The sequence below is a fragment of the Pseudomonas aylmerensis genome, from assembly GCF_001702265.1.
GTDB lineage: Bacteria > Pseudomonadota > Gammaproteobacteria > Pseudomonadales > Pseudomonadaceae > Aquipseudomonas > Aquipseudomonas aylmerensis.
In genome coordinates this window covers 66528-91225 of the sequence record NZ_MAUE01000008.1, presented here as the reverse complement: position 1 = coordinate 91225, position 24698 = coordinate 66528, and the positions used below count along the sequence as shown (strand labels likewise).

Here is a 24698-nt window from a genome sequence, read left to right as displayed (position 1 = left end):
AGTGCATCTGCTTTGAAAAAAACTACAGTGAACAGGGAATAAACCTACATGGGATTCGTCTCATAGCACTTTTCCCCTGCGGCCATGTGCCCTGGAGCTTTTCATGGTAGATCACTCATCACCGCCGAAACCGCCACTCAGCCGCGCCAGCCTGGTTCTCAGGCTGGCGTGTATTGGTGGCGTGGTGGCGGTTATGGCCGGGGCATTTGCCTACGTCAATGGCACCCTCGACCCACAGCGCCTGCGGCCGAAAACCCTGGTCAATGCCCTCGAAACCAACAACGGCGTGCACCCCGGATTCCGGCGTAACCACGCCAAGGGCATCTGCGTGGCGGGCTACTTCGAAAGCAGCGCCGAGGCCCGTGCCTATTCCAGCGCCCAGGTGTTCAACGCGGACAAGACCCCGGTGGTCGGCCGCTTCGCCTTGCCCAGCGGCAACCCGTATGCGCCGGACAGCAGCGTGCCGATCCGCAGTTTCGCCGTGCAGTTCAGTCAGGCCAACGGCCAGCAATGGCGCACCGGGATGAACAGCATGCCGGTGTTCCCGGTGGGCACGCCCGAGGCGTTCTACCAGATGCTCAAGGCGGGCGCGCCCGACCCGGCCACCGGCAAGCCGAACCCGGCGAGCATGCCGGCGTTTTTCGCCGCGCATCCGGAGACGGCAGCGTTCCTGGCGTGGGTCAAGACGGCCAAGCCTTCGGCCAGCTATGCCACCGAAACCTACAACGGCATCAATGCGTTTTACCTGGTAAACGCGCAGGGCAAGCGCCAGGCGGTGCGTTGGGGCGTGGTGCCGCAGAGCCAGGATGCGCCGGGGGATAGCGCGCCGGCAGGTAACGATTTCCTCGAGAAAGACCTGGTGCAACGCCTGGCTGCCGGGCCGTTGCGCTGGCAGTTGAACATGACGCTGGCCAACCCCGGCGACCCGCTGGACGATGCCAGCAAAACCTGGACTGGCGAACATACCGTGCTGAATGCCGGCACCCTGGTGTTGCAGAGCAGCCAGCCGCAGGCGGACGGCGATTGCCGTGACATCAACTTTGATCCGTTGGTATTGCCCAGCGGTATCGAAGCCTCCAACGACCCATTACTGGCCGCCCGGTCAGCGGCGTACGCCAGCTCGTACCTGCGCCGCGCCGGTGAAGTCAGCCCGCTGCACAGTGCCCCTCAGGAGTCGAAGCCATGAATGCCCAACCACGGTTTTTCGCGCCCCTGGCGCGCCTGCTGCACTGGCTGATGGCGCTGATGGTGATCGCCATGCTGTTTATCGGCGCGGGGATGGTGGCCTCGGTTTCAGAGCGGCATGAGTGGCTGATTCACCTGCACAAGCCGCTGGGTATCGCGATCCTGGCACTGGTGATCGTGCGGCTGGCGGTGCGCTTTTCCACGCGTCAACCGCCATTGCCCGCCGACTTGCCGCTGTGGCAGGTGCTGGCGGCCAAAGCCTCTCACGTGGTGTTGTATGCGTTGATGCTGGTGTTGCCGCTGCTGGGCTGGGCGATGATTTCGGCGGCGGGCGATCCGGTGATGCTCGGCAGCGCGGTGCAATTGCCGGCACTGGTCGGCGCGAACGCGCCGCTGTTTGCGCTGTTGCGCAAGGCCCACGGTTTTCTGGCTTATCTGCTGTTCCTGACGGTGCTGTTGCACCTGGCGGCAGCGTTGTTCCATGGGCTGATTCGGCGTGACGGTGTGCTGCAAAGCATGACCGGCACCCGGGACTGATGCCGTGGCTTGCCGGCGATGCGTGCTGAACCACGCGACCGCCGGCAAGCCTGGCTGCTGCGTGGGTTAGCGCAGGGTGCCGACGATATCGGCCACGGTGCTCAACACATCCTTGCCCAACTGTATCGAACGTTTGCCCGACCAGCCGGTGTGCGGGTTGGGGGCGTCGTCGTTGTCCTTGAAGGGCATTTCCAGGGTCAGTGACAGGCAGTCGTATTTCTCGCCGACCGCGTTGCAGGCCAGGGTCATGTTGGCCTCGCCGGGCAGGTCGCGGGTGTAGCCGTGAATGGTCTGGAAGTCGCGGGTCAGGGCGCTCAAGTGGCTGCGGAAGTGTTTTTCCAGGGCTTCGATGCGCGGGGTGTAGCCGGGGTTGCCTTCGCAACCGGCGGTAAACACATAGGGGATTTCTTCGTCGCCGTGGATATCCAGGAACAGGTCGACGCCGTATTTTTCCATCTGCTGCTGCACGAACAGCACTTCCGGGCTGAGTTCCTGGCTGGCGCTCTGCCAGGCCCGATTGAGGTCCTGGCCCATGGCGTTGGTGCGCAGGTGGCCGTGGAAGGCGCCGTCCGGGTTCATGTTGGGCACCAGGTACAGGTCGGCCACCGCCAGCAGTTTTTTCAGCTCGGCGTCACCGTCCTGCTGCAGGCGTTCGATGATGCCTTCCATAAACCATTCGGCCATGTGCTCACCAGGGTGCTGCTGGGCAATGATCCAGACCTTGCGTCGGCCTTCGCCGCCCTTGCCCCGACGCAGCAAGGGGATATCACGGCCTTCGACACTTTTGCCGGTGGCCAGCAATTGGGTGCCCGCACGGCTCAGGGCCTGGGCGATCAGCCCGTCATGGCGTTCACGGCTGTAGGGCTCGAAGTAGGCAATCCAGGCGTGCTTCTCGCGCGTCTCGAGGCTGATGTGCAGGATCTCGCCGTCAAAGCGTGTGGGCACACGGAACCAGTTGATATGGTCGTAGGAGGCCACCGCGTTGTAGCCGCTCCACGCATGGCGGTAGGACGACTTGCCGGCGTTGCTCAGGCGGAACGTGTGGGTGTGGCCCACGTGCATGCCTTCGGCCTTGAAGTGGAACCACTGGAAATGTTGGCTGCGCGTATCCGGGTTGATCGCCAACAGCAACTGGTAGGCATCGCTGGCGTCGAGCACCTGGATATTGCCACTGTCGAAGTCGGTGCTGATCTTGATGGAGGTCAAGGCCACGGTCATAGTCTGGTTGCCTGAGTATGAGTGTTGTGGCGGCTATCTTACACACGAGTCTGGTAAAGACTGGACGCAAAATTGTTGCGGAGGGAGGGGGGGCGTCGTCCCTGACGCCGCCGCAGCTTAGAATCTATGAGATTGATTCTCAAGCGCTATTTCGCAGAGAACTGGGCTAGAGCGCTCGCACGGCTTTCTTTTGACGATGGTCTTTTGCTACCATGCGCGCCATCGAGCAACACACAGTCTTCATTAGCCTGAAGCCATGCCAGGAAAACTGGCAAAAAAAAGACCCGGCCAAAGAGCCGGGTCAAAAACCGTGATTAGCCTGATGAGGAGATATTCCAAGAGTCCGACCTAAGGTCCCTTGGTCTATCGACTGATCTCGCGATCAGCTGGGTCCAATAATAATCATTATCATTTGCAAGTCAAATGTTTTTATCCGTGTGATAGAAATATTTTTCCTTCGCGCCGCTTACGCGCTCGCCTGAGCGTCAGGCGCTTGCAGTGATCGCTCCACCATCGCCTTCGCCATATCAATCAAATACACCACTGAAAAGGCCAGGTCGCGTTGGTTGCCCTGATGGCTGCTCGCTGATTCGTAGGCGGTGGCCGCGGCACTGCGCAACAGGTCCGAGGCGTGCACCAGGGCTTCCTCCTGGCTGATGCCCGGCTTGATGGCGAAGAACGTCCCGTCCGGAGTTGGCGTCGACATATTTTCTTTCAAGTAAAAGTCCAATGCGCGCTGTGCTGCGCCGCTGCTGCGCAGGTCGTGCAAGTCGGCATTTTCGCAAGGGTCAGGCAGGAGATACGGGCTCGTCGTCATAAGGGCGGTGCTCTGGGGTGAGTGTCTAAAACCTTGAGTTCGATGATAGTACGTATCGTATTCATGTCGTTTTATGGATTACTACAAACTGTTTATTGCCCTGGAAAATCCGTGACGTATCGTCTGGCGCCATGGATAACTGGATAGCGTTGGTCAAGGCCAACATGGAAGACCGCAAGGTCACGCAGGTCGAACTCGCCGAGCGCTTGGGCATGTCCCAGGGCGGGATCGGGCATTGGCTCAACAAGCGCCGGGTACCGAGCCTGGCGGACATGAACCGGGTGCTCGAAGAGCTTGGGCTGGAGTATCTGGAAGTGGTGCTGCAGATCCGCGAAAAGACCTCCGGGGACCGGGCAGCACCGACCCGCTACAACCCGTATTTCCGCTACCCGGTCAGCGACTGGAAAGGCCTGTGCGAACTGCGCGAAGAGCGCCCGGCCTATGGCGCCGCCCGCTTCGAGCTGACCGATTACCACGCCCGTGGCGAGGCCTTCTGGCTGCCGGTCAGCGGCGACGCCATGACCGCGCCCAGCGGTCTCAGCATCGGCGCCGGGTCAATGATCCTGGTCGACCCGGCGTTGGCGGCCGAACCGGGCAAACTGGTGGTTGCCCAATGGGCCGGCCATCCCCAGGCGACCTTCCGCCAGATGCTCGAGGAGAGCGGCCAGCGTTACCTGGTGCCGCTCAACCCCACCTACCCGAAACAGTTGCTCACCGACGCGTGTCGCATCCTGGGCGTCGTCGTGCAGGCCACGGCGAAGTTCTAGCCCGCCGCGTCGAGTTCCACCAACGCCGCGCCCTCGGCAACCATTTCGCCTTCCTGGCAGAACAGTGCCTTGACCACCCCGGCCTGGGGCGCACGGATGCTGTGCTCCATCTTCATGGCTTCCAGCACCACCAACTGCGTGCCGGCCTCCACCGTTTGGCCAACATCCACCAGCACGCGCACGATGCTGCCATTCATCGGCGCCGTCAGGCCGCCCTGATGCGACTGGTTGGCGTCGACCGCAGCGATCGGATCGAACAGGCTCACGCCGTGCACCTCACCGTCCCAGCGCAGGAACACAGTGTCTCCGCTGCGAACTGCGAGATGCGCGCGACGCACGCCCTGGTGCTCGGTCAGCAACTGCTCGCCGTGCAACTGCGCGGCATCTGCCGCCAGCGCGACCAGCCGATCCTGCCCATTGCAGCTCAAGTGCAGCGACACCTCGGCCGGCAAGCCGAGGCGCAGGCCACGGTTGTCCGCCCAAGGCCCGTCAGCCGCCGGCAGGCTGTGCATGAAAGCCGCACCTGCAGCCTGCCAGAACGCGTCGCTCAAGGCGCCGGGCACCGGCAGCAACTCCTCCTGATAGCGCGCAATGAACCCGGTATCCAGCTCGGCGGCGGCAAATGCCGGATGGCCGATAATGCGCCGCAGGAAGCTCAGGTTGGTCTTCAGCCCGCCGACGGCAAACTCATCGAGCATGCTCGACAGGCGCAGCCGCGCCTGTTCACGGTTCTCCCCCCAGGCAATCAACTTGCCGAGCATCGGGTCATAGAACGGCGAGACGTTGTCGCCCTGTTCGACGCCGCTGTCCACTCGGCGGCCCGGGCCAGGGGCCGATTCGCGGTACAGCGCCAGGTGCCCGGTGGCGGGCAGGAAATCATTCACCGGATCCTCGGCATACAGGCGCACTTCAATCGCATGGCCGATCAGCGGCACTTGTTCCTGCGTGATCGGCAGCGCCTCGCCCTGGGCCACACGAATCTGCCAGGCCACCAGGTCCAGGCCGGTAATCGCTTCCGTGACTGGATGCTCCACCTGCAGTCGCGTGTTCATCTCCATGAAGAAGAAGTCGCCACGCGCATCCAGCAAGAACTCCACGGTGCCCGCGCCGACATAGCCGATGGCCTGGGCCGCGCGCACCGCCGCCTCACCCATCGCCCGGCGTTGTTCAATGCTCAGGCCGGGTGCCGGCGCTTCTTCGACGACTTTCTGGTGGCGCCGCTGGATCGAGCAATCGCGTTCATTGAGGTACAGGCAATGCCCATGCTGGTCGGCAAACACCTGGATTTCCACATGGCGCGGCTTGAGCAGGTATTTCTCTACCAGCATCTGCGCGTTGCCGAACGACGACAGCGCCTCACGCTGGGCAGACGCCAGGGCTTCGGCCAATTGGCTGACGTCCTCGACCACCTTCATGCCCTTGCCGCCACCGCCGGCGGTGGCCTTGAGCAGCACGGGATAGCCAATGCGTTCGCAGGCGGCGCGAAAGGTGTCGAGGTCCTGGGCTTCGCCGTGATAACCGGGCACCAACGGCACACCGGCTGTTTCCATCAGGGCCTTGGCCGCCGACTTGCTGCCCATGGCGTCGATGGCCGAGGCGGGCGGGCCGAGGAAGATCAGGCCAGCGGCTTCGATCGCACGGGCAAAGCCGGCATTTTCCGACAGGAAGCCGTAGCCCGGATGGATCGCCTGGGCGCCGCTGGCCTGGGCGGCGGCGATCAGTTTGTCGATCTGCAGGTAGCTCTCGGTGGCCTTGCTGCCACCCAGGTCGACACGTATATCGGCTTCGCGGCTGTGCCGCGCATCGCGGTCGATGGCGCTGTGCACGGCGACTGTGGTCAGGCCCATGGCCTTGGCGGTGCGCATCACCCGGCAGGCAATTTCGCCACGGTTGGCCACCAGCACGGTGGTCAATGTGCTCATGAACGCGGCTCCTGTGCCTGCCAGCCTGGCTGACGTTTTTGCAGGAAGGCACGCAAGCCTTCCTGGCCTTCGGCGCTGACACGGATACGCGCAATGGCATTTTCGCAATAGCGGCGCAGGGCCGGGGTCAGTGCACCGTTGCCGACCTCGCGCAGCAGGTCCTTGCTGGCGCGCATCGCCGCCGGGCTGTTCTGCAGCAGGTTGGCGATCCACTGTTCCACTTGCCCGTCGAGTTCGCCGAGGGGATAGCTTTCCGCCAACAGGCCGATTTCCCGCGCACGCTGGCCGCCAAAACGTTCGGCAGTCAGGGCATAGCGGCGCGCAGCACGCTCGCCAATGGCCTGGACCACAAACGGGCTGATCACTGCCGGGGCCAGGCCGATGCGCACTTCGGACAGGCAGAACTGCGCGTCGTCGGCGCCGATGGCCATGTCGCAGCAACTGATCAAGCCCAGCGCGCCGCCATAGGCCGCGCCTTGCACGACTGCCAGGGTGGGGATTTTCAGCTTCGCCAGGTTGTACATCAATTCCGCCAGCTCGCGGGCGTCGTCCAGGTTGGTGTGGTAATCCAGCTCGGCCGACTGCTGCATCCAGGCCAGGTCGGCGCCGGCGCTGAAGTGCTTGCCGCGCCCGCGCAGGACCAGGAAACGCAGGGATGCATCTGCCTGGACCTGGTCGAGGGCGATGATCAACTCGCGGATCATCTCGGCATTGAACGCGTTGTTCTTGGCTTCACGACTGAGCCACAGCGTGGCAAATCCACGGCTGTCGGTGATCAGTTCGAGGGTGTTGAAGTCGCTCATGGGGTATAGCTCCATTTACATGCGGAACACGCCGAAGCGGCTCGGCTCGATCGGGGCGTTCAGTGCGGCGGACAGGGCCAGGGCCAGCACGTCGCGGGTCTGCAGCGGGTCGATGACCCCGTCGTCCCACAGGCGCGCACTGGAATAGTAGGGATGGCCCTGGGTTTCATACTGATCGAGGATCGGCTGCTTGATCGCGGCCTCTTCTTCGGCGCTGAACCCATGGCCGGCCCGCTCGGCCTGCTCGCGCTTGACCTGCACCAGCACGCCTGCCGCCTGTTCGGCGCCCATCACACCGATGCGCGCGTTGGGCCACATCCACAGGAAACGCGGGTCATAGGCGCGGCCGCACATGCCGTAGTTGCCGGCACCGAAACTGCCACCGATGATCACGGTGAACTTCGGCACCTTGGCGCAGGCCACCGCGGTGACCAGCTTGGCGCCATGCTTGGCGATGCCGCCGGCCTCGTATTTTTGCCCGACCATGAAGCCGGTGATGTTCTGCAGGAACAGCAACGGAATCCCGCGCTGGCAGGCCAGTTCGATGAAGTGCGCGCCTTTTTGTGCGGCTTCGGCGAAGAGAATCCCGTTGTTGGCGAGGATCGCAATCGGGTAGCCGTGCAAGTGCGCGAAGCCGCACACCAGCGTGGTGCCAAACAGCGCCTTGAATTCATCGAACACCGAACCGTCGACCAGCCGCGCGATCACTTCGCGCACATCGAATGGCTGCTTGGCATCGGCCGGGATCACCCCGTAGAGCTCTTCGCTGCTGTACAGCGGCGCCACGGGCGGGCGTTGGCTTACCTGACCCTGCTTGCGCCAGTTGAGGTTGGCCACGCTGCGCCGGGCCAGGGCCAGCGCGTGTTCGTCGTTGTCGGCATAGTGGTCGGCCACGCCGGAAACCTTGCAATGCACGTCGGCACCGCCGAGGTCTTCGGCGCTGACTACTTCACCGGTTGCGGCCTTCACCAGTGGCGGCCCGGCGAGGAAGATGGTCGCCTGGTTGCGCACCATGATCGCTTCGTCGGCCATCGCTGGCACATAGGCGCCGCCGGCGGTGCACGAGCCCATTACCACGGCGATCTGCGGGATGCCCTGGGCGCTCATGTTGGCCTGGTTGAAGAAGATCCGTCCGAAGTGCTCGCGGTCCGGGAATACCTCGTCCTGGCGCGGCAGGTTGGCGCCGCCGGAGTCGACCAGGTAGATGCACGGCAGGCGGTTCTGCTCGGCGATAGTCTGGGCGCGCAGGTGTTTTTTCACCGTGAGCGGGTAGTAGGAACCCCCTTTCACCGTCGCGTCGTTGGCGACGATCATGCACTCGACACCTTCGACGCGGCCGATCCCGGCGATCACCCCGGCGGCAGGCACGTCCTCGCCGTACACCTGATGGGCGGCCAGTTGGCTGAGCTCAAGGAACGGCGAGCCCGGGTCGAGCAGGCGATTGATACGCTCGCGCGGCAGCAGCTTGCCGCGCGAGGTGTGGCGTTCCTGGGCCTTGGCGCCGCCACCTTGCTGCACATGGGCGAGCAGGGTGTGCAGGGCGTCGACCTGTTGGCGCATTGCCGCGCTGTTGGCGACGAATTCCGCCGAGCGCGGGTTGAGCTGGGTGTGCAGGGTGGCCATGAGTGCGCTCCTTCAGCGGGTTTCGTTGAAGAGTTCGCGACCGATCAGCATCCGCCGAATCTCGCTGGTGCCGGCGCCGATTTCATACAGCTTGGCGTCACGCAGCAGGCGCCCGGCGGGGAATTCGTTGATATAGCCGTTGCCGCCCAGGATCTGGATCGCGTCGAGGGCCATTTGCGTGGCGCGTTCGGCGCTGTAGAGGATCACCCCGGCGGCGTCCTTGCGCGTGGTTTCGCCGCGCTCGCAAGCCTGGGCCACCGCGTAGAGGTAGGCGCGGCTGGCGTTGAGTTGGGTGTACATGTCGGCGACCTTGCCCTGGATCAGCTGGAATTCGCCGATGCTCTGGCCGAACTGCTTGCGGTCGTGGATGTACGGCACGATCAGGTCCATGCACGCCTGCATGATCCCGGTGGGGCCGCCGGAAAGCACCACGCGTTCGTAGTCGAGGCCGCTCATCAGCACTTTCACGCCGCCATTGAGCACGCCGAGAATGTTCTCCTCGGGCACTTCCACGTCATCGAAAAACAGCTCGCAGGTGTTGGAGCCGCGCATGCCCAGCTTGTCGAACTTGGTGCTGCGGCTGAAACCTTTCCAGTCGCGCTCGACGATAAATGCGGTGATGCCGTGGGGGCCTTTTTCCAGGTCGGTCTTGGCGTAGATCACATACGTGCTGGCATCGGGGCCGTTGGTGATCCAGGTCTTGCTGCCGTTGAGCACGTAGCGGTCGCCGCGTTTGTCGGCGCGCAGTTTCATCGAGACCACGTCGGAGCCGGCGTTCGGTTCGCTCATGGCCAGCGCACCGACGTGTTCGCCACTGATCAGCTTTGGCAGGTACTTGAGCTTCTGCGCGTGATTGCCGTTGCGGTTGATCTGGTTCACACACAGGTTGGAGTGAGCGCCGTAGGACAACGCCACCGACGCCGAGCCGCGGCTGATCTCCTCCATGGCGACCACGTGGGCCAGGTAACCCAGGCCGGCGCCGCCGTATTCTTCCGGCACGGTGATGCCGAGCAGGCCCATGTCACCGAACTTGCGCCACAGGTCGGCGGGGAACAGGTTGTCGATGTCGATCTGTGCCGCGCGCGGGGCGATTTCCTTGGCCACGAAGGACTGCACCTGGTCGCGCAGCATGTCGATGGTTTCACCGAGGGCGAAGTTCAGGGACGGGTAACTCATGGACAGGCACCTTAATGTGAGCTTTGTTGTTGTGTGGATGGCGCACCAGGGAAGGGCGCTCACCTTTACGTTAACGTAAGCTTGCGTTAAGGCGCTGTCAATCGTAGTTTACGTTTACGTCAACCTACAAAAAAGACAACAGGGGTCGTTATGGATCAACCGAACCAGAGCTACAGCCGTGGCACGCAGGACAAGGCCTTGCTGGCCATGACCATTGGCCAGGCCTTCGATCACACCGTCGCGCAATACCCCGATGGCGAAGCGTTGATTGTCCGCCACCAGCAGTGCCGCTACACCTGGCGGCAACTGGCCGAGGCGGTGGATCTGCATGCGCGTGCGTTCCTCGCCCTGGGCATGCAGACCGGTGATCGCCTGGGCATCTGGGCCCCCAACTGCGCCGAGTGGTGCATCAGCCAGATCGCCAGCGCCAAGCTCGGGGTGATCCTGGTGAATATCAACCCGGCCTATCGCAGCAGTGAGCTGGAGTACGTGCTCAAGCAGTCCGGCTGCCAGTGGCTGGTGTGTGCCGGGTCGTTCAAGACCTCCGATTACCATGCCATGTTGCAGGAATTGAAGCCCGACCTGCGCGGGCTTATCAGCCTCGACCCCAGCCCGCCGCCGGGATTCCTGCCCTGGGCGCAGTTGGCGGCACTCGGCGCCGGCATCCCGCCCGAACACTTGCGTACTCGCCAGGCCAGCCTGCACTTCGATCAAGCCGTCAACATCCAGTACACCTCCGGCACCACGGGCTTCCCCAAGGGGGCCACCCTCAGTCACCACAACATTCTCAATAACGGCTACATGGTCGGCGAAAGCCTGGGCCTGACCGCGCAAGATCGCCTGGTCATCCCGGTGCCGCTGTATCACTGCTTCGGCATGGTCATGGGCAACCTCGGTTGCATCACCCACGGCACCACCATGATCTACCCCAATGACGGCTTCGACCCGTTGCTGACCTTGAGCGCCGTCGCTGAAGAGCGCGCCACCGGTCTATATGGCGTACCGACGATGTTCATCGCGATGCTCGATGACCCACGCCGCGGCGAGTTCGACCTGGCGACCTTGCGCACCGGCATCATGGCCGGCGCCACGTGCCCCATCGAGGTGATGCGCCGGGTCATCAGCGAGCTGCACATGGGCGAGGTGCAGATTGCCTACGGCATGACCGAAACCAGCCCGGTGTCGCTGCAGACTGGCGCGGAGGATGACCTGGAGCGCCGCGTGACCACCGTCGGCCGCACCCAGCCGCAGCTGGAAAGCAAGATCATCGATACCGATGGCAATACGGTTGCACGCGGGGAGATCGGCGAGTTGTGCACCCGGGGCTACAGCGTGATGCTCGGTTATTGGAACAACCCCGACGCCACCCGCGAGGCTATCGACGAGGCCGGCTGGATGCACACCGGCGACCTGGCGAGCATGGACGAACACGGCTATGTGAGCATTGCCGGGCGCAACAAGGACATGATCATTCGCGGAGGGGAAAACGTCTATCCGCGCGAGCTGGAGGAGTTCTTCTTCACCCATCCGGCGGTGGCCGATGTGCAGATCATCGGTATTCCGGATGCGCGTTACGGCGAGGAGATCGTCGCCTGGGTCAAGTTCCATCCGGGGCATGTGGCCAATGCGCTGGAACTGCAGACCTGGTGCAAAGGGCGCATCGCACACTTCAAGACGCCCCGGCACTTCAAGTTCGTGGATGAGTTTCCGATGACGGTGACCGGCAAGATCCAGAAATTTCGCATGCGCGAGATCAGCATCGAGGAGCTGAACATCCGCCGCTGATGCGGGGTGCATGCCTACCGCGTCCCGCGCGCGCGTGTTGCCTAGAGTGGCGCAATATTTCGCCACTCGAAGGCTACACGCATGACAGGCAGCATCACTGACCCACCCGCCGACAGGGTGTCGGACCTGCAAAGTCCGCACCTGAGTGTCATCAAGGACAATACTCCCGACTGGTACACCGAGGCGCAGGGCAGCCGCAAAACTGAACTGGCGTCATTGGACCTGCGTATTCCCGACTGGTACAAAAAGGCCCCGCAGGCTGACAGGGACCGCCTGGGCAAGGTGCACAAGCGCAGCCGGGCGTCGTTGAACCAACTGGATCAGCTGCTCGGTGAGCTGAAGCCACCGGCAGAGTATGCCGAGCCCCTTTTGGCGGCCGCGATCGAACAAAAGTTCGGGAAACGGCTGGACCCCAGGAAGGTGTTCTATGCGCGCAAACTGGAGCAAACCAGCTGCGACGCACAGCTCACTGAGGTCTCGACCACACGCGTCAGCGAATTGGGCCCGCAGTTTTATTCTTATAAAGGTGTCAGCCTGTTGGAAGCGGCGCTGAACAACTTTGCCCCGGACCAGGCGAATGAGCCGGTGTGCGCGGACTGTCACTTGATCACCGGGTACGATTTTCACCGGTATTCAAGCGCGCTGGTGCACACCTCAGCCAATGTCAAGTCGCTCAAGCTCGACATCAAGGCCCACGCGTTCGCCCAACTGTGCAGGGACTTGGATCTGGGGCGTTCCTACTACGAATACCTGCGAGCCACCATCAACCGCCATAGTGCGCCGGCAACCCAGAATCAGCCGGCGGGCAAGTTATATAGCAGCCTGATCATCAGTCATCGAAACCAATTGGAACTGGCGGCAGAAATCGCGGTGATGAAGGGCGATATCCAGCCTGCGCAACACCAGTTGATCTGCAGCCTGCTCGTTAATCAGTCCACCGGTAAATGGTCAGAAAAGACGGTCAAGTTTTCGCCGTTGCGGCTGTGCAATCTTTATATCGAGAACATCCTGGTCATCGGGCCGGTGGAGTGGCGGGAAAACACAAGGAATGCCCAACTCCTGCCGCTGCCCTGCATGGTGTATATCCCTGGCGATCCGCTTCATCCACTCAAGCGCTATGACCACATAGCAGCCTTTACCGACCATTTGACGACACGTCTGTGCGGGGCTGAATACCGCAAATTCTTCAGCCAGTTTGTGCCGCTCGCCCATCAGGACGGTTTTTTTACCCGGCTCAAGGCCTTGCTCGACCCCGGCGCGGCGCATGCCGTGGATGAAGATTTTTCCGCCGCCAATAAAAGTCGCATCACCGACCAGGGGACGTATGCCGCCTCATGGCGGGATGTCTGGATGGACTGCGCGATGCAGCGTATCCGGCTGATCATGGACAACGCCAGTGCCGCCGTGGCCTCCACCCAATCGGTGACCGATCGGGCGTATAACGCCTGGCTCTGGTCGTGGGGCAGCACGGCGCTGGATATTCTCAATCTGGCGTCCTTCGTGGTGCCCTTCCTGGGGGAGGCCATGCTGGTCGTCGCGGCCGTGCAGATGGTCTATGAGATAGGCGAAGGCGTTGAAGCGTGGTCCGACGGCGACACCCGCACGGCCTGGGCGCACTTTTCGGCGGTGGGTCTGGATCTGGCCGGGCTGGCGGTGCCCCATGTGCTGATGGCAGCCAAAGACACGGCATTTATCAAGCGCCTGGTGCGGGTGGAACTCGGCGGGCGCACGCGTTTGCACAGTGTCAATCCGAGCCAATACCTGCACCGGATCGCCTTGCCCAAAGGGCTGCGGCCAAACGCGCAGGGGCTATATGCCCATGAGGGAAGCCTCTATCTGCCGGCAACTGACGGTGGCCACTACCAGGTCGTCACCGGCTCGGAGGGGCAATCCAGGCTTCTGCATCCCGATGGCGATTCACGTTATGCACCGCGCATCCACCATAACGGCACGGGCGCCTGGGTCCATGAGTTCGAACAACCCCTGACGTGGGACCGCAAGACCTTGCTGCGGCGCATTGGCCATACGGTCGATCACCTGAGCGATAGCCAGCTCGAGCAGGCGCGGCTATTCAGCGGGGTGTCGGATGACGAGTTGCGCCAGGTGTTCGTCGAGCACCGGGCGCCGCCGCCGCTCTTCAGGGACATGCTGCGGCGATTTGAGTGCGACGCCAGGCATCAGGCGTTTATCGACCGGTTGAGCAGCTCCGACCCCAACGTGTTCAGCCGCGTCAACTGGTACATGCAAGTGAAATTGTTGATCGATAATGGCATGTGGCCTAAATCGCGGGTGCTGCTGGCCTTTGATTCCGAGGGCGAACTGACGTGGCTTTCAGCCAAAGTCAGAAACCCAAGGGAGGTGGTCAAGTTGCAGCCTAAACATCTCGACAGTGGGGCCTTGTTTCCCGCCATGCTCGAACAAATGACTGAAACTGAAATACGCGAGTTGTTGGACGAGGACGAGGTCGAGCGCGAGATACTCGCGGAGCAGGTGATGCTGGGCATCATTACGCCCGGTGAGCGTTCGGTTGACGGTAAACCGACATTCACCGAAGAACGCATGGCGCAACTGATGCGCGCAGAACGCGCACCTGCGGTCAGGGCGGCACGGTACCGGGATCGGTTGCTGACAGCGGCTAAAAACACCCGGGCTGAGCTGTTCAATCTGGAAATGTCAGCCGGTGATATCTCCAGTGATGTCCATGTCCAGTGGCTCCAGCGCAGCTTTCCCAGCCTGCCTAAATTGGCTGCCGAAGAGATAGTCGCCCACGCCAGGCCCGAGGAATTGGCACGCTGCATCGAACCCACATCACGCTTGCCGTTGCGGTTGGCCGAAGAGGCACGCCGTTACGCTCAGCAGGCGCGCGTCATGCGCGCACAGGCGGATCTTCTGTTCGACAACGCGCTCACAATGGACGGCGTACACCTGGCGCTGCACAAGCTGGCCGCCATCCCGGGGAAGCTGGATGGGGTGTGTATTGAGCTGCGTGCCGATACGTATGAAGGGGCTGTGCTGGACCGGGTCGGCGATACGACCGCCCCCAGGCAGCTTCGTCTGATCCGCAGCGACATGAAGGAGTGGATGTTATACAGCGTGCCGCAACAAAGACTCTATTGGCGCTATGACAAGGACGCCTTTTTCAGCGCGCTGTGGCTTGCCAGCGGCGGTCGGTTCACCCGCTGGCCAGCGTTGCAATCGTCCACCAAGGCCTTGAAAGCGCAACTGGCGCACTTGCCGCTGGACGAGCAGGCAAGCCGGCGTGCGCTGGGCCTGCAACCGATCAGGCCCGGCTTCAAATCCCCGATGCGTCTGGCGGATGGGCGCATCGGTTATCCGTTGAGTCCGGTGGGCGGCGTTGCACAGCGTCCGTTTGATTGCACGATGAAAGCCATGTTGCTGTACTCCAAGCCCCTGGAGGAGGTCGAGAGCCTGCTCGGGCTTCAAGGGGCCTCGGATGCCGTGCTGTTGGCGAGGCTGGTGCACCTGGAAACCGAGTTTTCCGACCTGAATAAAGTGCTGGTCAACTGGCAGGAGGAGGACTCCGGCTATGCGAGTGCCAGGCGCAGAGTGTCGACGACGATCAAATATGCCTGGCAGCGGATTGCGTTCCAGCAATGGCTGGTAGATGGAGTACTCATCGGCCCCGGCCTCGATTTGTCCACTGAAGCGGTGGGTGAACTGCCTGCGATTACCGCCAATATGGATCATGTGGGCAATTTGAAGTTATGTGGAATGGGGCTTTCAGACGAATCGTTGCCTTTTTTGCAGGCGTTTGGTGGCTTGCGCTGGCTGGACATGAGCGAAAATAATTTAACCCAACTGCCGGTGTTTAGAGACGGCGGGGCAGGGCTGACCGCACTCAACTTGCGCAGCAATGATATCCGGCTGAACGGGCCGAGCCGATTGCGCCTGGAGAGCCTGCAGCAGTTGAAGAGTTTGAACCTTGGATACAATCGACATTTGGGTTGGTCTGCCAATCTGAGCCGCTTGCGCCAGTTGAACGAGCTGCGCCTGCCGTATACCGGCACCACCCGGTTCCCCGTCGGCGCCGAGCGTTTGCCTGCCCTGACCTTGATCGATCTGCATTCGAACCAGATCACCACGTTGCCTGAATACGCATATGAGCACCGCGAGCGCATCAATGTGCACGAAAATCCCTTGTCGGCGGCCACCCTTGCGCGCCTTGAAATGGGCGAAGAATGGGGCGATCACATCACCTCGCAGGAAGCGCGCGACCGTTGGTTGGAGGAAGTCCCGCCCGCCGAGTTGGCGCGGTACGGCGCGATCTGGGATGAGCTGTCGGGCTGCACTGGTTCGACAGATTTTTTTACCGTCTTGGCCGACACCACCCGCAGTGCCGAGTACGCCAGTCAAACTGCCCGACCCGAAATTACCCAGAGGGTCTGGGACATGCTTGAGGCTGCGAGTGAAACCGAGAGTATCCGGCAGTCGTTATTCTCGATCGCCGACGGTCGCATCACCTGTGGCGACGGCAGTTCGGTTGAATTCATGAACCTGGAAAGCGAGCTGATGGCGGCCAGGGCGCTGGAGTTGGTGCAAACGCAGAATGCGGAGGGCGCGCTGATATCCACTGCCCGCAAACTGTTCCGTCTACACCTGGTGGACGCCATTGCGCAGCGGGATGTCGTGGCCAGGGGGCCGGGCTTCACTGAGCAGGTCGAAGTGATCCTGGCTTATCGTATCGGTCTTGCAGACAGGCTGGGGTTGCCGGTCAAGTCCCGTGAGATGTTGTTCCCCCACCAGGCCAATGTCAGCGCCGCGGCGATTGATGAAGCTTATGCAACCGTGCTCAGGGAGGAGCGGGATGCCACTAAGCAGGAGGTGTTTTTTGTGGGTTGCCCGTTTTGGGAAAGGCACCTTCAAACCCATTACTCGCAAGCGTTCAACGCATTGATAGCGCCAGAACTGGCGCTGCTCGAGAAGAAAAGCACTGCGTTGGATGAACTGTCGGATCTGCAACGCGAGCAAGACAGTGCAGCAGATCAGGCGACGCAAGACGTGTGGCAGGCAAGCTATGACGCGGCGGCCGACCGGCTGGCGGGTCTGTTGGGCAAACGCCGGGATGAAATTCTGGTATCGGGCTCGATGCAAAGTGCTTTTTACGTGAGAGAGCTCAAGCAGGTGAGTGCCGCACGTCAGGCGCTGGAACAACGTGCCCGGCAAATCTTGACACGCAAGGTGCTTGATAACGCCGCAGACGAGGAGGGGACATTGCCCTGAGTGATGGTCGTGCAGAAAGCACAAAGGGGACCCGAGGGTCCCCTTTAATTTGTCGTTGCGTGCTCTTTTTTTATTATTGAGGGGCGGTCTATTGTTGTTTTTGGCAACCGTTACCCTTTACCGCTGTTTTTGGCGACCCCCATTCGGGGTCAAGAGCAAACGTATTTTTTTGAGCGCTGATCTGCTTCTTCGTTATCGATCCAACCAGTGGGTAGCTACCTGAGGTAGTTTTATTTTTCTCTAACCGGTTGCGGGTTGCGGCACGCCGTACCCTGCGAAGCACATCTTCTCCAAAAAAATCTGTTAGCTGCGTCTCTGCCGTGTTGTTTTTGTTATGTCAGAGTCGTTTCGTCTTATTTTTATTAGGTTTGGCGCTTTTTATTCTTGTTATGCCATAGAGATAGCAGAAGCCGTGCCAACTTTACAAAGCCCTTTAAAATCAATGATTTAAATTTTGTGTGGGCAACGGCCTACGGCAAATGCGACAAAATATGTTCCCGTGTTACTCGATGTGTAGCTGTGCGGTAACACATTGTCACGCCCGCGCTACTCAACTGGCGTTACGTGCCTTGGACACCCGCGAGCCGGTAGGTCGGCCCAACACTTGGCTGATGTGCTGGCCCGCGCGCATCAATGCGTCCAGATCGATACCGGTGTGGATGCCCAGGCCATTGAGCAGGTAGAGCACGTCTTCGGTGGCGACGTTACCGCTGGCGCCCTTGGCGTAGGGGCAGCCGCCGAGGCCCGCGATAGAGCTGTCGAACACATAGATACCTTCGAGCAGGCTGGCGTAGATATTGGCGATGGCCTGGCCATAGGTGTCATGGAAGTGGCCGGCCAACTTGTCGCGTGGTACCTGCGCGCCCACCACGTCGAACAATCTGCGAGTGGCGCCTGCCGTGCCGGTGCCGATGGTGTCGCCCAGGGACACTTCATAGCAGCCCATCGCATACAGTTCGCGCGCGACCGCCGCCACTTGCTCCGGCGCGATCTCGCCCTCGTACGGGCAGCCCAGCACACAGGACACATAGCCACGCACACTGATGCCGTGCTGTCTGGCCTGGGCCATCAGCGGCGCAAAGCGCTCCAGGCTTTCACTGATGGAACAGTTGATGTTGCGCTGGGAAAACGCCTCGGACGCCGCGGCAAACACTGCGACTTCCTTCACCCCGGCCGCCAGCGCATCTTCAAAGCCGCGCAGGTTCGGCGCCAGTGCGCCGTAGGTCACGCCGGGCTTGCGCTGGATCTGCGCGAACACCTCGGCAGAGCCGGCCATCTGCGGCACCCACTTGGGCGAGACAAAGCTGCCGACTTCGATATAGCTCAAGCCCGCCGCGCTGAGGGCATCCACCAGGTGAACCTTGTCGGACACGCTGATGGGCTGGGCTTCGTTCTGCAAACCGTCGCGCGGGCCGACTTCCACCAGGCGTACGTGTGAGGGGAGGGGCATGGCAGCTACCTTCTGGTTAATGACCGGCCTGGTTCATGGTCTGGGCGAGGGCCTGGGTGCAGCGCTCTTCGGCGGTGTCCAGTTCCAGTTTCATCTGTTCGATATCCAGCAACTGTTGCTCCAGTTGCTCACGGCGCTCGGCGATCTTCGCGAGCATGCTGTTGAGCTGGATATGGTTGCCGCTGGTGGGGTCGTAGAGTTCGATCAGCTCGCGACACTCGGCCAGGGAAAAGCCAATGCGCTTGCCGCGCAGGATCAGCTTCAGGCTGACCTTGTCACGCGCCGAGTAGATGCGCTCCTGGCCCCGGCGTTCCGGGGCCAGCAGGCCTTGTTCTTCATAGAAGCGAATGGCGCGGGTCGTGATGTCGAGCTCGCGGGCGAGGTCGGAGATGCTGTAGGTGATGCTCATGGGGGCGCTCAAGAAGGTCTTGGCGCTAAGCTAATGTCAGGTTGACGTTTACGTCAAGGCGGATTGCTCAGGGGGCTGCTTCGCCGCCCGACGCAGGGCAAGCCTGCTCGCCACAGCAAGTCCGCTCACCCGGGCTCAAGCCTGCTTGCCATCGAGCTTCTTCTCATGCGCGGTCACCTGCTGGCAAAGCTCGATCATCTGCTCGCGCATCCAGCGATTGGCCGGGTCCTGGTCGGTGCTTTCGTGCCAGTACAGGTGGGTTTCCACCGGCGGCACATCGTTGACCGGCAGGTTGAACCAGTGCAGTTCATGGCGACGGGCGAAACGCTCCGGCACGGTCATGACCATGTCGGTCTGCTGCAGCACCTGCGAGGCCATCAGGTAATGCTGGGAGCGCAGGGCAATCTTGCGCTGGATGCCCATCTTGCCCAGGGCCAGGTCGACGTGGCCCAGGCCGTTGCGGCGGCTGGAAATATGAATGTGGGTCAGCGACAGGTAGTCATCCAGGGTGAATTTGTCCTTGCCCGCCATCGGGTGGCCCTTGCGCATGGCACACACGTAGCGGTCCTCCATCAGCTTGACGTGGCGCACTTGCGGGTCGGTATTGAGCGGCGCATCCACGGCAAAATCCAGGCGCCCGGCCGCCAGTTCCTTGGTGGTCTCGCGGCGTTTGGACAGGAAGCTCTCGATCACCACGGTCGGCGCCAGGCGGCGCAGGCGCTGGAACAGCAGGGGCAGAATCACCGCCTCGGTGAGGTCGGTCATGCTGATGCGATAGGTCTTGGCCGCCTGCTGCGGGTTGAAGATGCGGCTCTCCTGCACCGACACCCGCAGCAACGACAGCGCATTGCGCACCGGGCCGATGATGTTCTGCGCCATCGGCGTAGGCACCATGCCTTGTGCGGTGCGCACGAACAGTGGGTCGTTGAAGGTTTCCCGAAGACGCGCCAGGGCGTTGGACACCGCCGGCTGGGTAATGCCGACAATCTGCCCGGCGCGGGTCAGGTTGGCTTCGGTGTAGATCGCGTCAAAGACGATAAACAGGTTGAGGTCGACCTTGCTCAGATTCATTTCGTTGCGCTCTTATTGTTAGGTGTCCATACGCCGATCATATATCGGTGATGAATGTTAATACACGCCGAGAATAGGCTAGGTAAATTATCAGCGCTGTTCTAGCATCGATTGCATGACCTAAACAACCTCTCAGAGAAGGGAGCTGCTCATGGATTTCGCCTATTCGCCCAAGGTTCAGGAACTGCGTGAACGCGTCACTGCGTTCATGGATGCTTACGTTTACCCGGCCGAGCCGGTGTTCGAACGCCAGGTCAGCGAAGGTGATCGCTGGCAGCCCACCGCCATCATGGAAGAGCTGAAAGCCAAGGCTAAGGCCGAAGGCCTGTGGAACCTGTTCCTGCCCGAATCCGAACTGGGCGCCGGCCTGACCAACCTTGAATACGCGCCGCTGGCCGAAATCATGGGCCGCTCGCTGCTGGGCCCGGAGCCGTTCAACTGCTCCGCCCCCGACACCGGCAACATGGAAGTGCTGGTGCGCTACGCCAATGAAGAACAGAAGCAACGCTGGCTCGAACCGCTGCTGCGCGGCGAGATTCGCTCGGCATTCGCCATGACCGAGCCGGATGTGGCCTCTTCGGACGCCACCAACATGGCCGCCCGCGCCGAGCGCCAGGGCGACGAGTGGGTGATCAACGGTAAAAAGTGGTGGACCTCCGGCGCCTGCGACCCGCGCTGCAAGATTCTGATCTTCATGGGCCTGAGCAACCCGGATGCGCCGCGCCACCAGCAACACTCGATGATCCTGGTGCCGGTGGACGCCCCCGGCGTGAAAATCGTCCGGCCACTTCCGGTGTTCGGTTACGACGACGCCCCCCACGGCCATGCCGAAGTGCTGTTTGACAACGTGCGTGTGCCGTATGAAAACGTGCTGCTCGGTGAAGGCCGTGGCTTCGAGATCGCCCAGGGGCGCCTTGGCCCGGGCCGTATCCACCACTGCATGCGCTCAATCGGCATGGCCGAGCGCGCGCTGGAACTGATGTGCAAACGCTCCGTCAGCCGCACCGCGTTCGGCAAGCCGTTGGCGCGCCTGGGTGGCAATATCGACAAGATCGCCGACTCGCGCATGGAAATCGACATGGCGCGCCTGCTGACCTTGAAGGCCGCCTACATGATGGACACCGTGGGCAATAAAGTGGCGAAAAGCGAAATCGCCCAGATCAAGGTGGTGGCCCCGAACGTCGCCTTGAAGGTGATCGACCGGGCGATCCAGATCCACGGCGGCGCTGGTGTGTCCAACGACTTCCCGCTGGCCTACATGTACGCCATGCAACGCACCCTGCGCCTGGCCGACGGCCCGGACGAAGTGCACCGTGCAGCGATCGGCAAGTTCGAGATCGGCAAATATGTGCCTAAAGAGTTGATGCGCAGCGGGCAGTAAAAAGGCCGCTCGAAACGCGCTCCATTGTGGTGAGCGGGCTTGCCCCGCGTTGGGGGGGCGAAGCCCCCCTGAAACCTGAGTACCCTATTTACCTGAAGGACCGCGGCGTTCTTGATCGGGCCTGCTGCGCAGCCCAACGCGGGGCAAGCCCGCTCACCACAGGGTGGTTACTGGGCGCTTGCTTGGCGCTTTTCAGTACACCCACACCTCCACCCGCCGATTCTTGATCCGTCCCTCGTCCGCCGTATTCGCCGCCACCGGCATCTGCGCGCCGAACCCACGGATATCGCGTAGTACCACGCCGCTCTTGACCAGCTCACGGCGCACCGCCATCGCGCGCAACTTCGACAGCAGCGCGGCGCGCTGCGGGTCGTTCTTGGCGTCGCCGAAACCCACCAGCGTCACTTGTTTATCCAGCTTTTCATGGCTTTTCAGGTACGTCACCACGCGCTGCAGATCCTGGCGCGCCTTGTTGTCGAGGCTTGCGCTGCCTTCCTCGAAACGAAAATTCACTGTCAGCCGCTGGGCCTCACGGGCGATGGCCTGATAATCCTCGGGCATCGATGGACGTGGCTGCACCGCGATCGCCTGCACCTGCTGTGCGATAAACCCGTTGGCCGCGACGATCGCCTGGCCCTTGCTGGTCTGGGTGAAGTCCACGAGCGCCTTGGCCCAGGGGTTGCGCCCGGACGGTGGCAGGTAAAAGAACAAGCGGCGCGACAGCGGGTAATCCTCGGTAGCGATCAGGCTATTGAGCGCCAGCATCGGTTGCGAATCGCCGTCGACAATCGCCACCGCCTTGGCCTGGCGCACGTAGGGCAGGCCGATGAAACCGATGCCCTGGGGATCCTGGCTGACCGCATCGGACAGCGCTTCGCTGGACTCGAAACGCTTGGCTGATGCGACGAGAGGCTTGCTGCGCCGATTCAGCACCAGTTCCTTGAACGTGTCGTAAGTGCCGGATTGATCATCGCGCGCGTACACGTGAATGGGCCCGCCGATGCCACCGAGAGCCTCCCAAGTGCTGGCTTCGCCGTTGAAGATCTGCGCCAGTTGTTCGGTATTCAACGTGTTCAGTGGGTTTTGCGGATTGAGGATGATGGCCAGGCCGTCGATGGCGATCACCTGCTCGGCGCCGGGGCCTTTCAGGTCGCCCAGGGGTTCGAGGTCCACCAGCTCGCTGTCCTTGATCGGACGCGACGACGCTGCAAGGTCGGCGCCGGCTTTTTTCAGTGCGGCAAATCCGGTGCTGGAACCGTGGGCCGCGACTTCGATGGTCACGGTCTTGCCCTGGCGCGTCTTGCCGATGACCCGCTGTTCATTGGCGCCATCGCCAGGCTCACTGTGCACGCCCTGTAAGCCTTGATGTTCCATCAAGCCCTTGACCAGCGCGGGGCCGAGCGCCGCACCGATGGTGTTGGAGCCCTGGATGCGCAAGGCGGGGCCTTGCTCGGGAACGGGGAGGGAAGCAGCGACAGCGAAGAAAGGAAAAAGGGTCAGCACTAACAGAACGCGCAGCATCATGCCGGCACCTTCTCAAGCCAAAGGGGGTGCGGCGAGATTAAGTCAGCAAGATTGCATTCATGTGACGAGCACCTGTAGGAGCCGGCAAGCCGGCTCCTACAGTGGAGCGTGTGGTCAGCTCAGTTCAAGCCAGATCGGCGCATGGTCCGACGGTTTTTCCAGCCCGCGCAATTCGTAATCCACCCCGGCATCCTTGACCCGTGGCACCAGGCCATTGGATGCGAGGATCACGTCGATGCGCAGCCCGCGCTTGGGCTCGTCTTCAAACCCGCGGCTGCGGTAGTCGAACCAGCTGAAACGGTCGGCCACGTCCGGGTTGAGGTGGCGGAAGCTGTCCACCAGGCCCCAGTTCTTCAGGCGTGCCATCCACTCGCGCTCTTCCGGCAGGAAGCTGCACTTGCCGGTTTTCAGCCAGCGTTTGGCGTTGTCGGCGCCGATGCCGATGTCGCAATCTTCCGGGGAAATATTCACATCACCCATCACCACCAGTGCCTGGTCATTGCTGAACTGGCTTTCCAGCAGTTGCTGCAAGTCTGCGTAGAAGCGCTGCTTGGCCGGGAACTTGGTGGGGTGGTCACGGCTTTCGCCCTGGGGAAAATAGCCGTTCATGATGGTGACCGGCTGGCCGTTCTCGTCGGCGAAGGTGCCCCAGATAAAGCGGCGCTGGGCGTCTTCTTCATCGCTGGCAAAGCCTTTGTGCACGCTCAAGGCTTCTTTGCGCGACAGCAGCGCCACGCCGTAGTGACCTTTTTGCCCGTGGTAGTACACGTGATAGCCCAAGGCCTGCACTTCGGCGAGGGGGAACTGGTCGTCGTGGACCTTGGTTTCCTGCAGGCCGATCACGTCGGGCTGGTGTTTTTCAATCAGCGCCGCCAGCTGATGAGGGCGGGCGCGCAGCCCGTTGATATTGAAGGAGACGATTTTCATGGTCGGCAGTCCAGTCCTGGCAAAAGGGCGATGCTAGCGGACAAGTCGGACGGGGGCCAGCGTGGCGGTAGGACAGATGCACTGCTAATGTCTGGGAACGACTGATGCTGCGTAGGTTCGTACCCATAAGAACGCCACCTTTTGAGTGGTGCCCAGGGAGATTGACTGTATGCCTGAAACCTCGACTGCCATTGCCGATATTCGCCTGCTCAACAGCGGCTATTCCCGCGAGGCCCGCTCCCTGCTGTACCAGGCCTATCGGCATGAGCCGACGTTCGCCTACATCTTTGAGGCCGAGCGCCCAGGCTATGAACAACGGGTCCGTGCCACCGTGCGCGAGCTGGTCAAGCAGCACTTTTTCCAGAAACTGCCGGCGATTGGCCTGTTCATCAACGACCGCCTGATCGGCATCGCGTTGATCGCCCCCCCGCAACGGCGCCTGGGGATCACCGAAAGCTGGGCCTGGCAGCTGCGCATGTGGTTGAGCACCGGTGTGCGCGGCACCCGTCGCTACCTCGAATACCATCAGGCGGTGTTGGCCTGCCTGCCCAGCGAATCGGTGCATGTGCTGCCGCTGCTGGGCATTCATCCGCAATTCCAGGGCAAGCATTACGGCGAGCAACTGCTGGAAGCCGTACACAATTGGTGCGCCGAAGACCCGCATTCGTCCGGTGTGGTGCTGGATACGGGGAATTCTCGCTATCTGGAGTTCTACAAGCGTCAGGGCTACGAGGAAATCGGCGAAGTCGCTATAGGACCTGTCCTTGAGCACGTTTTTTTCCACCCCAATCCGCAGGTGTTACATGCTGCAACGGCTTAAGACAGAATTATTCAGACAATTCTGAGTTCAAAGAGTCTCCCT

18 protein-coding genes are annotated in these 24698 nt (G+C 61.8%); 7 read left to right on the top strand and 11 right to left on the bottom strand.

Going from position 1 to position 24698, the window contains the following annotated elements; all coding sequences use genetic code 11:
* Positions 1-103 precede the first annotated feature (103 nt).
* Positions 104-1186 (top strand): catalase family peroxidase, encoded by a 1083-nt coding sequence (locus tag BBG20_RS05715; protein ID WP_065901099.1) that lies wholly within the window; start codon positions 104-106, stop codon positions 1184-1186.
* Entirely contained in the window at positions 1183-1722 is a 540-nt protein-coding gene (locus BBG20_RS05710; RefSeq protein ID WP_065901089.1) for a cytochrome b, read from the top strand. The genes BBG20_RS05715 and BBG20_RS05710 overlap by 4 nt, the downstream gene beginning before the upstream one ends.
* A 66-nt stretch (positions 1723-1788) precedes the next feature.
* Here the strand turns inward: BBG20_RS05710 and BBG20_RS05705 are convergent, their stop codons facing one another.
* Positions 1789-2940, bottom strand: coding sequence for a M14 family metallopeptidase (locus tag BBG20_RS05705; protein WP_065901088.1), 1152 nt, complete (start codon positions 2938-2940; stop codon positions 1789-1791).
* 466 nt (positions 2941-3406) lie between these two features.
* Positions 3407-3757, bottom strand: coding sequence for a DUF6124 family protein (locus BBG20_RS05700; RefSeq protein WP_065901086.1), 351 nt, complete (start codon positions 3755-3757; stop codon positions 3407-3409).
* 131 nt (positions 3758-3888) lie between these two features.
* Here BBG20_RS05700 and BBG20_RS05695 point away from each other — a divergent pair, with 131 nt between their 5' ends.
* Positions 3889-4524: a LexA family protein gene (locus BBG20_RS05695; protein ID WP_065901083.1), complete on the top strand. Its 636-nt coding sequence runs from the start codon at positions 3889-3891 to the stop codon at positions 4522-4524.
* On the opposite strand, the gene BBG20_RS05690 is transcribed toward BBG20_RS05695, so the two are convergent.
* Genes BBG20_RS05690 through BBG20_RS05675 form a run of 4 tightly spaced genes read right to left on the bottom strand, consistent with a single transcriptional unit; the run spans position 4521 to position 10048 of the window.
* Positions 4521-6446: an acetyl/propionyl/methylcrotonyl-CoA carboxylase subunit alpha gene (locus BBG20_RS05690; RefSeq protein WP_065901081.1), complete on the bottom strand. Its 1926-nt coding sequence runs from the start codon at positions 6444-6446 to the stop codon at positions 4521-4523. The two genes, BBG20_RS05695 and BBG20_RS05690, sit on opposite strands and share 4 nt — an antisense overlap.
* Entirely contained in the window at positions 6443-7249 is an 807-nt protein-coding gene (locus tag BBG20_RS05685) for a gamma-carboxygeranoyl-CoA hydratase (RefSeq protein WP_065901076.1), read from the bottom strand. Before BBG20_RS05685 ends, BBG20_RS05690 begins: the two co-directional genes overlap by 4 nt.
* Positions 7250-7264: 15 nt before the next feature.
* Positions 7265-8872, bottom strand: a complete 1608-nt coding sequence (locus BBG20_RS05680; protein WP_065901073.1) for a carboxyl transferase domain-containing protein — start codon at positions 8870-8872, stop codon at positions 7265-7267.
* Between the two features lie 12 nt (positions 8873-8884).
* On the bottom strand, positions 8885-10048 hold the full coding sequence (locus BBG20_RS05675) for an isovaleryl-CoA dehydrogenase (RefSeq protein WP_065901070.1): 1164 nt from the start codon (positions 10046-10048) through the stop codon (positions 8885-8887).
* 150 nt (positions 10049-10198) lie between these two features.
* Between BBG20_RS05675 and BBG20_RS05670 the strand changes: the two genes are divergently transcribed.
* A complete protein-coding gene (locus BBG20_RS05670; RefSeq protein ID WP_065901067.1) occupies positions 10199-11833 on the top strand; it encodes an AMP-binding protein in 1635 nt (544 codons plus the stop codon).
* Between the two features lie 81 nt (positions 11834-11914).
* The gene (locus BBG20_RS05665; RefSeq protein WP_065901065.1) at positions 11915-17074 is read left to right on the top strand and encodes an NEL-type E3 ubiquitin ligase domain-containing protein; all 5160 of its coding nucleotides are present in this window, start codon (positions 11915-11917) and stop codon (positions 17072-17074) included.
* Between the two features lie 550 nt (positions 17075-17624).
* Here the strand turns inward: BBG20_RS05665 and BBG20_RS05660 are convergent.
* From BBG20_RS05660 to BBG20_RS05650, 3 genes are all read right to left on the bottom strand, one after another.
* The gene (locus tag BBG20_RS05660; protein WP_065901063.1) at positions 17625-18524 is read right to left on the bottom strand and encodes a hydroxymethylglutaryl-CoA lyase; all 900 of its coding nucleotides are present in this window, start codon (positions 18522-18524) and stop codon (positions 17625-17627) included.
* 16 nt (positions 18525-18540) lie between these two features.
* Positions 18541-18933: a MerR family transcriptional regulator gene (locus BBG20_RS05655; RefSeq protein ID WP_065901061.1), complete on the bottom strand. Its 393-nt coding sequence runs from the start codon at positions 18931-18933 to the stop codon at positions 18541-18543.
* A gap of 135 nt (positions 18934-19068) precedes the next feature.
* Complete coding sequence (locus BBG20_RS05650; protein WP_017136514.1) at positions 19069-20004, bottom strand: LysR family transcriptional regulator; 936 nt, start codon at positions 20002-20004, stop codon at positions 19069-19071.
* 151 nt (positions 20005-20155) lie between these two features.
* Between BBG20_RS05650 and BBG20_RS05645 the strand changes: the two genes are divergently transcribed.
* Positions 20156-21385, top strand: a complete 1230-nt coding sequence (locus BBG20_RS05645; protein ID WP_029298342.1) for an acyl-CoA dehydrogenase — start codon at positions 20156-20158, stop codon at positions 21383-21385.
* A gap of 192 nt (positions 21386-21577) precedes the next feature.
* On the opposite strand, the gene BBG20_RS05640 is transcribed toward BBG20_RS05645, so the two are convergent.
* On the bottom strand, positions 21578-22909 hold the full coding sequence (locus BBG20_RS05640; RefSeq protein ID WP_065901059.1) for a substrate-binding domain-containing protein: 1332 nt from the start codon (positions 22907-22909) through the stop codon (positions 21578-21580).
* A 114-nt stretch (positions 22910-23023) separates the two neighbouring features.
* Positions 23024-23836 (bottom strand): exodeoxyribonuclease III, encoded by an 813-nt coding sequence (xthA, locus tag BBG20_RS05635; RefSeq protein ID WP_065901056.1) that lies wholly within the window; start codon positions 23834-23836, stop codon positions 23024-23026.
* 169 nt (positions 23837-24005) lie between these two features.
* Between xthA and BBG20_RS05630 the strand changes: the two genes are divergently transcribed.
* A complete protein-coding gene (locus tag BBG20_RS05630) occupies positions 24006-24656 on the top strand; it encodes a GNAT family N-acetyltransferase (RefSeq protein WP_065901053.1) in 651 nt (216 codons plus the stop codon).
* The last annotated feature ends 42 nt before the right edge of the window (positions 24657-24698 follow it).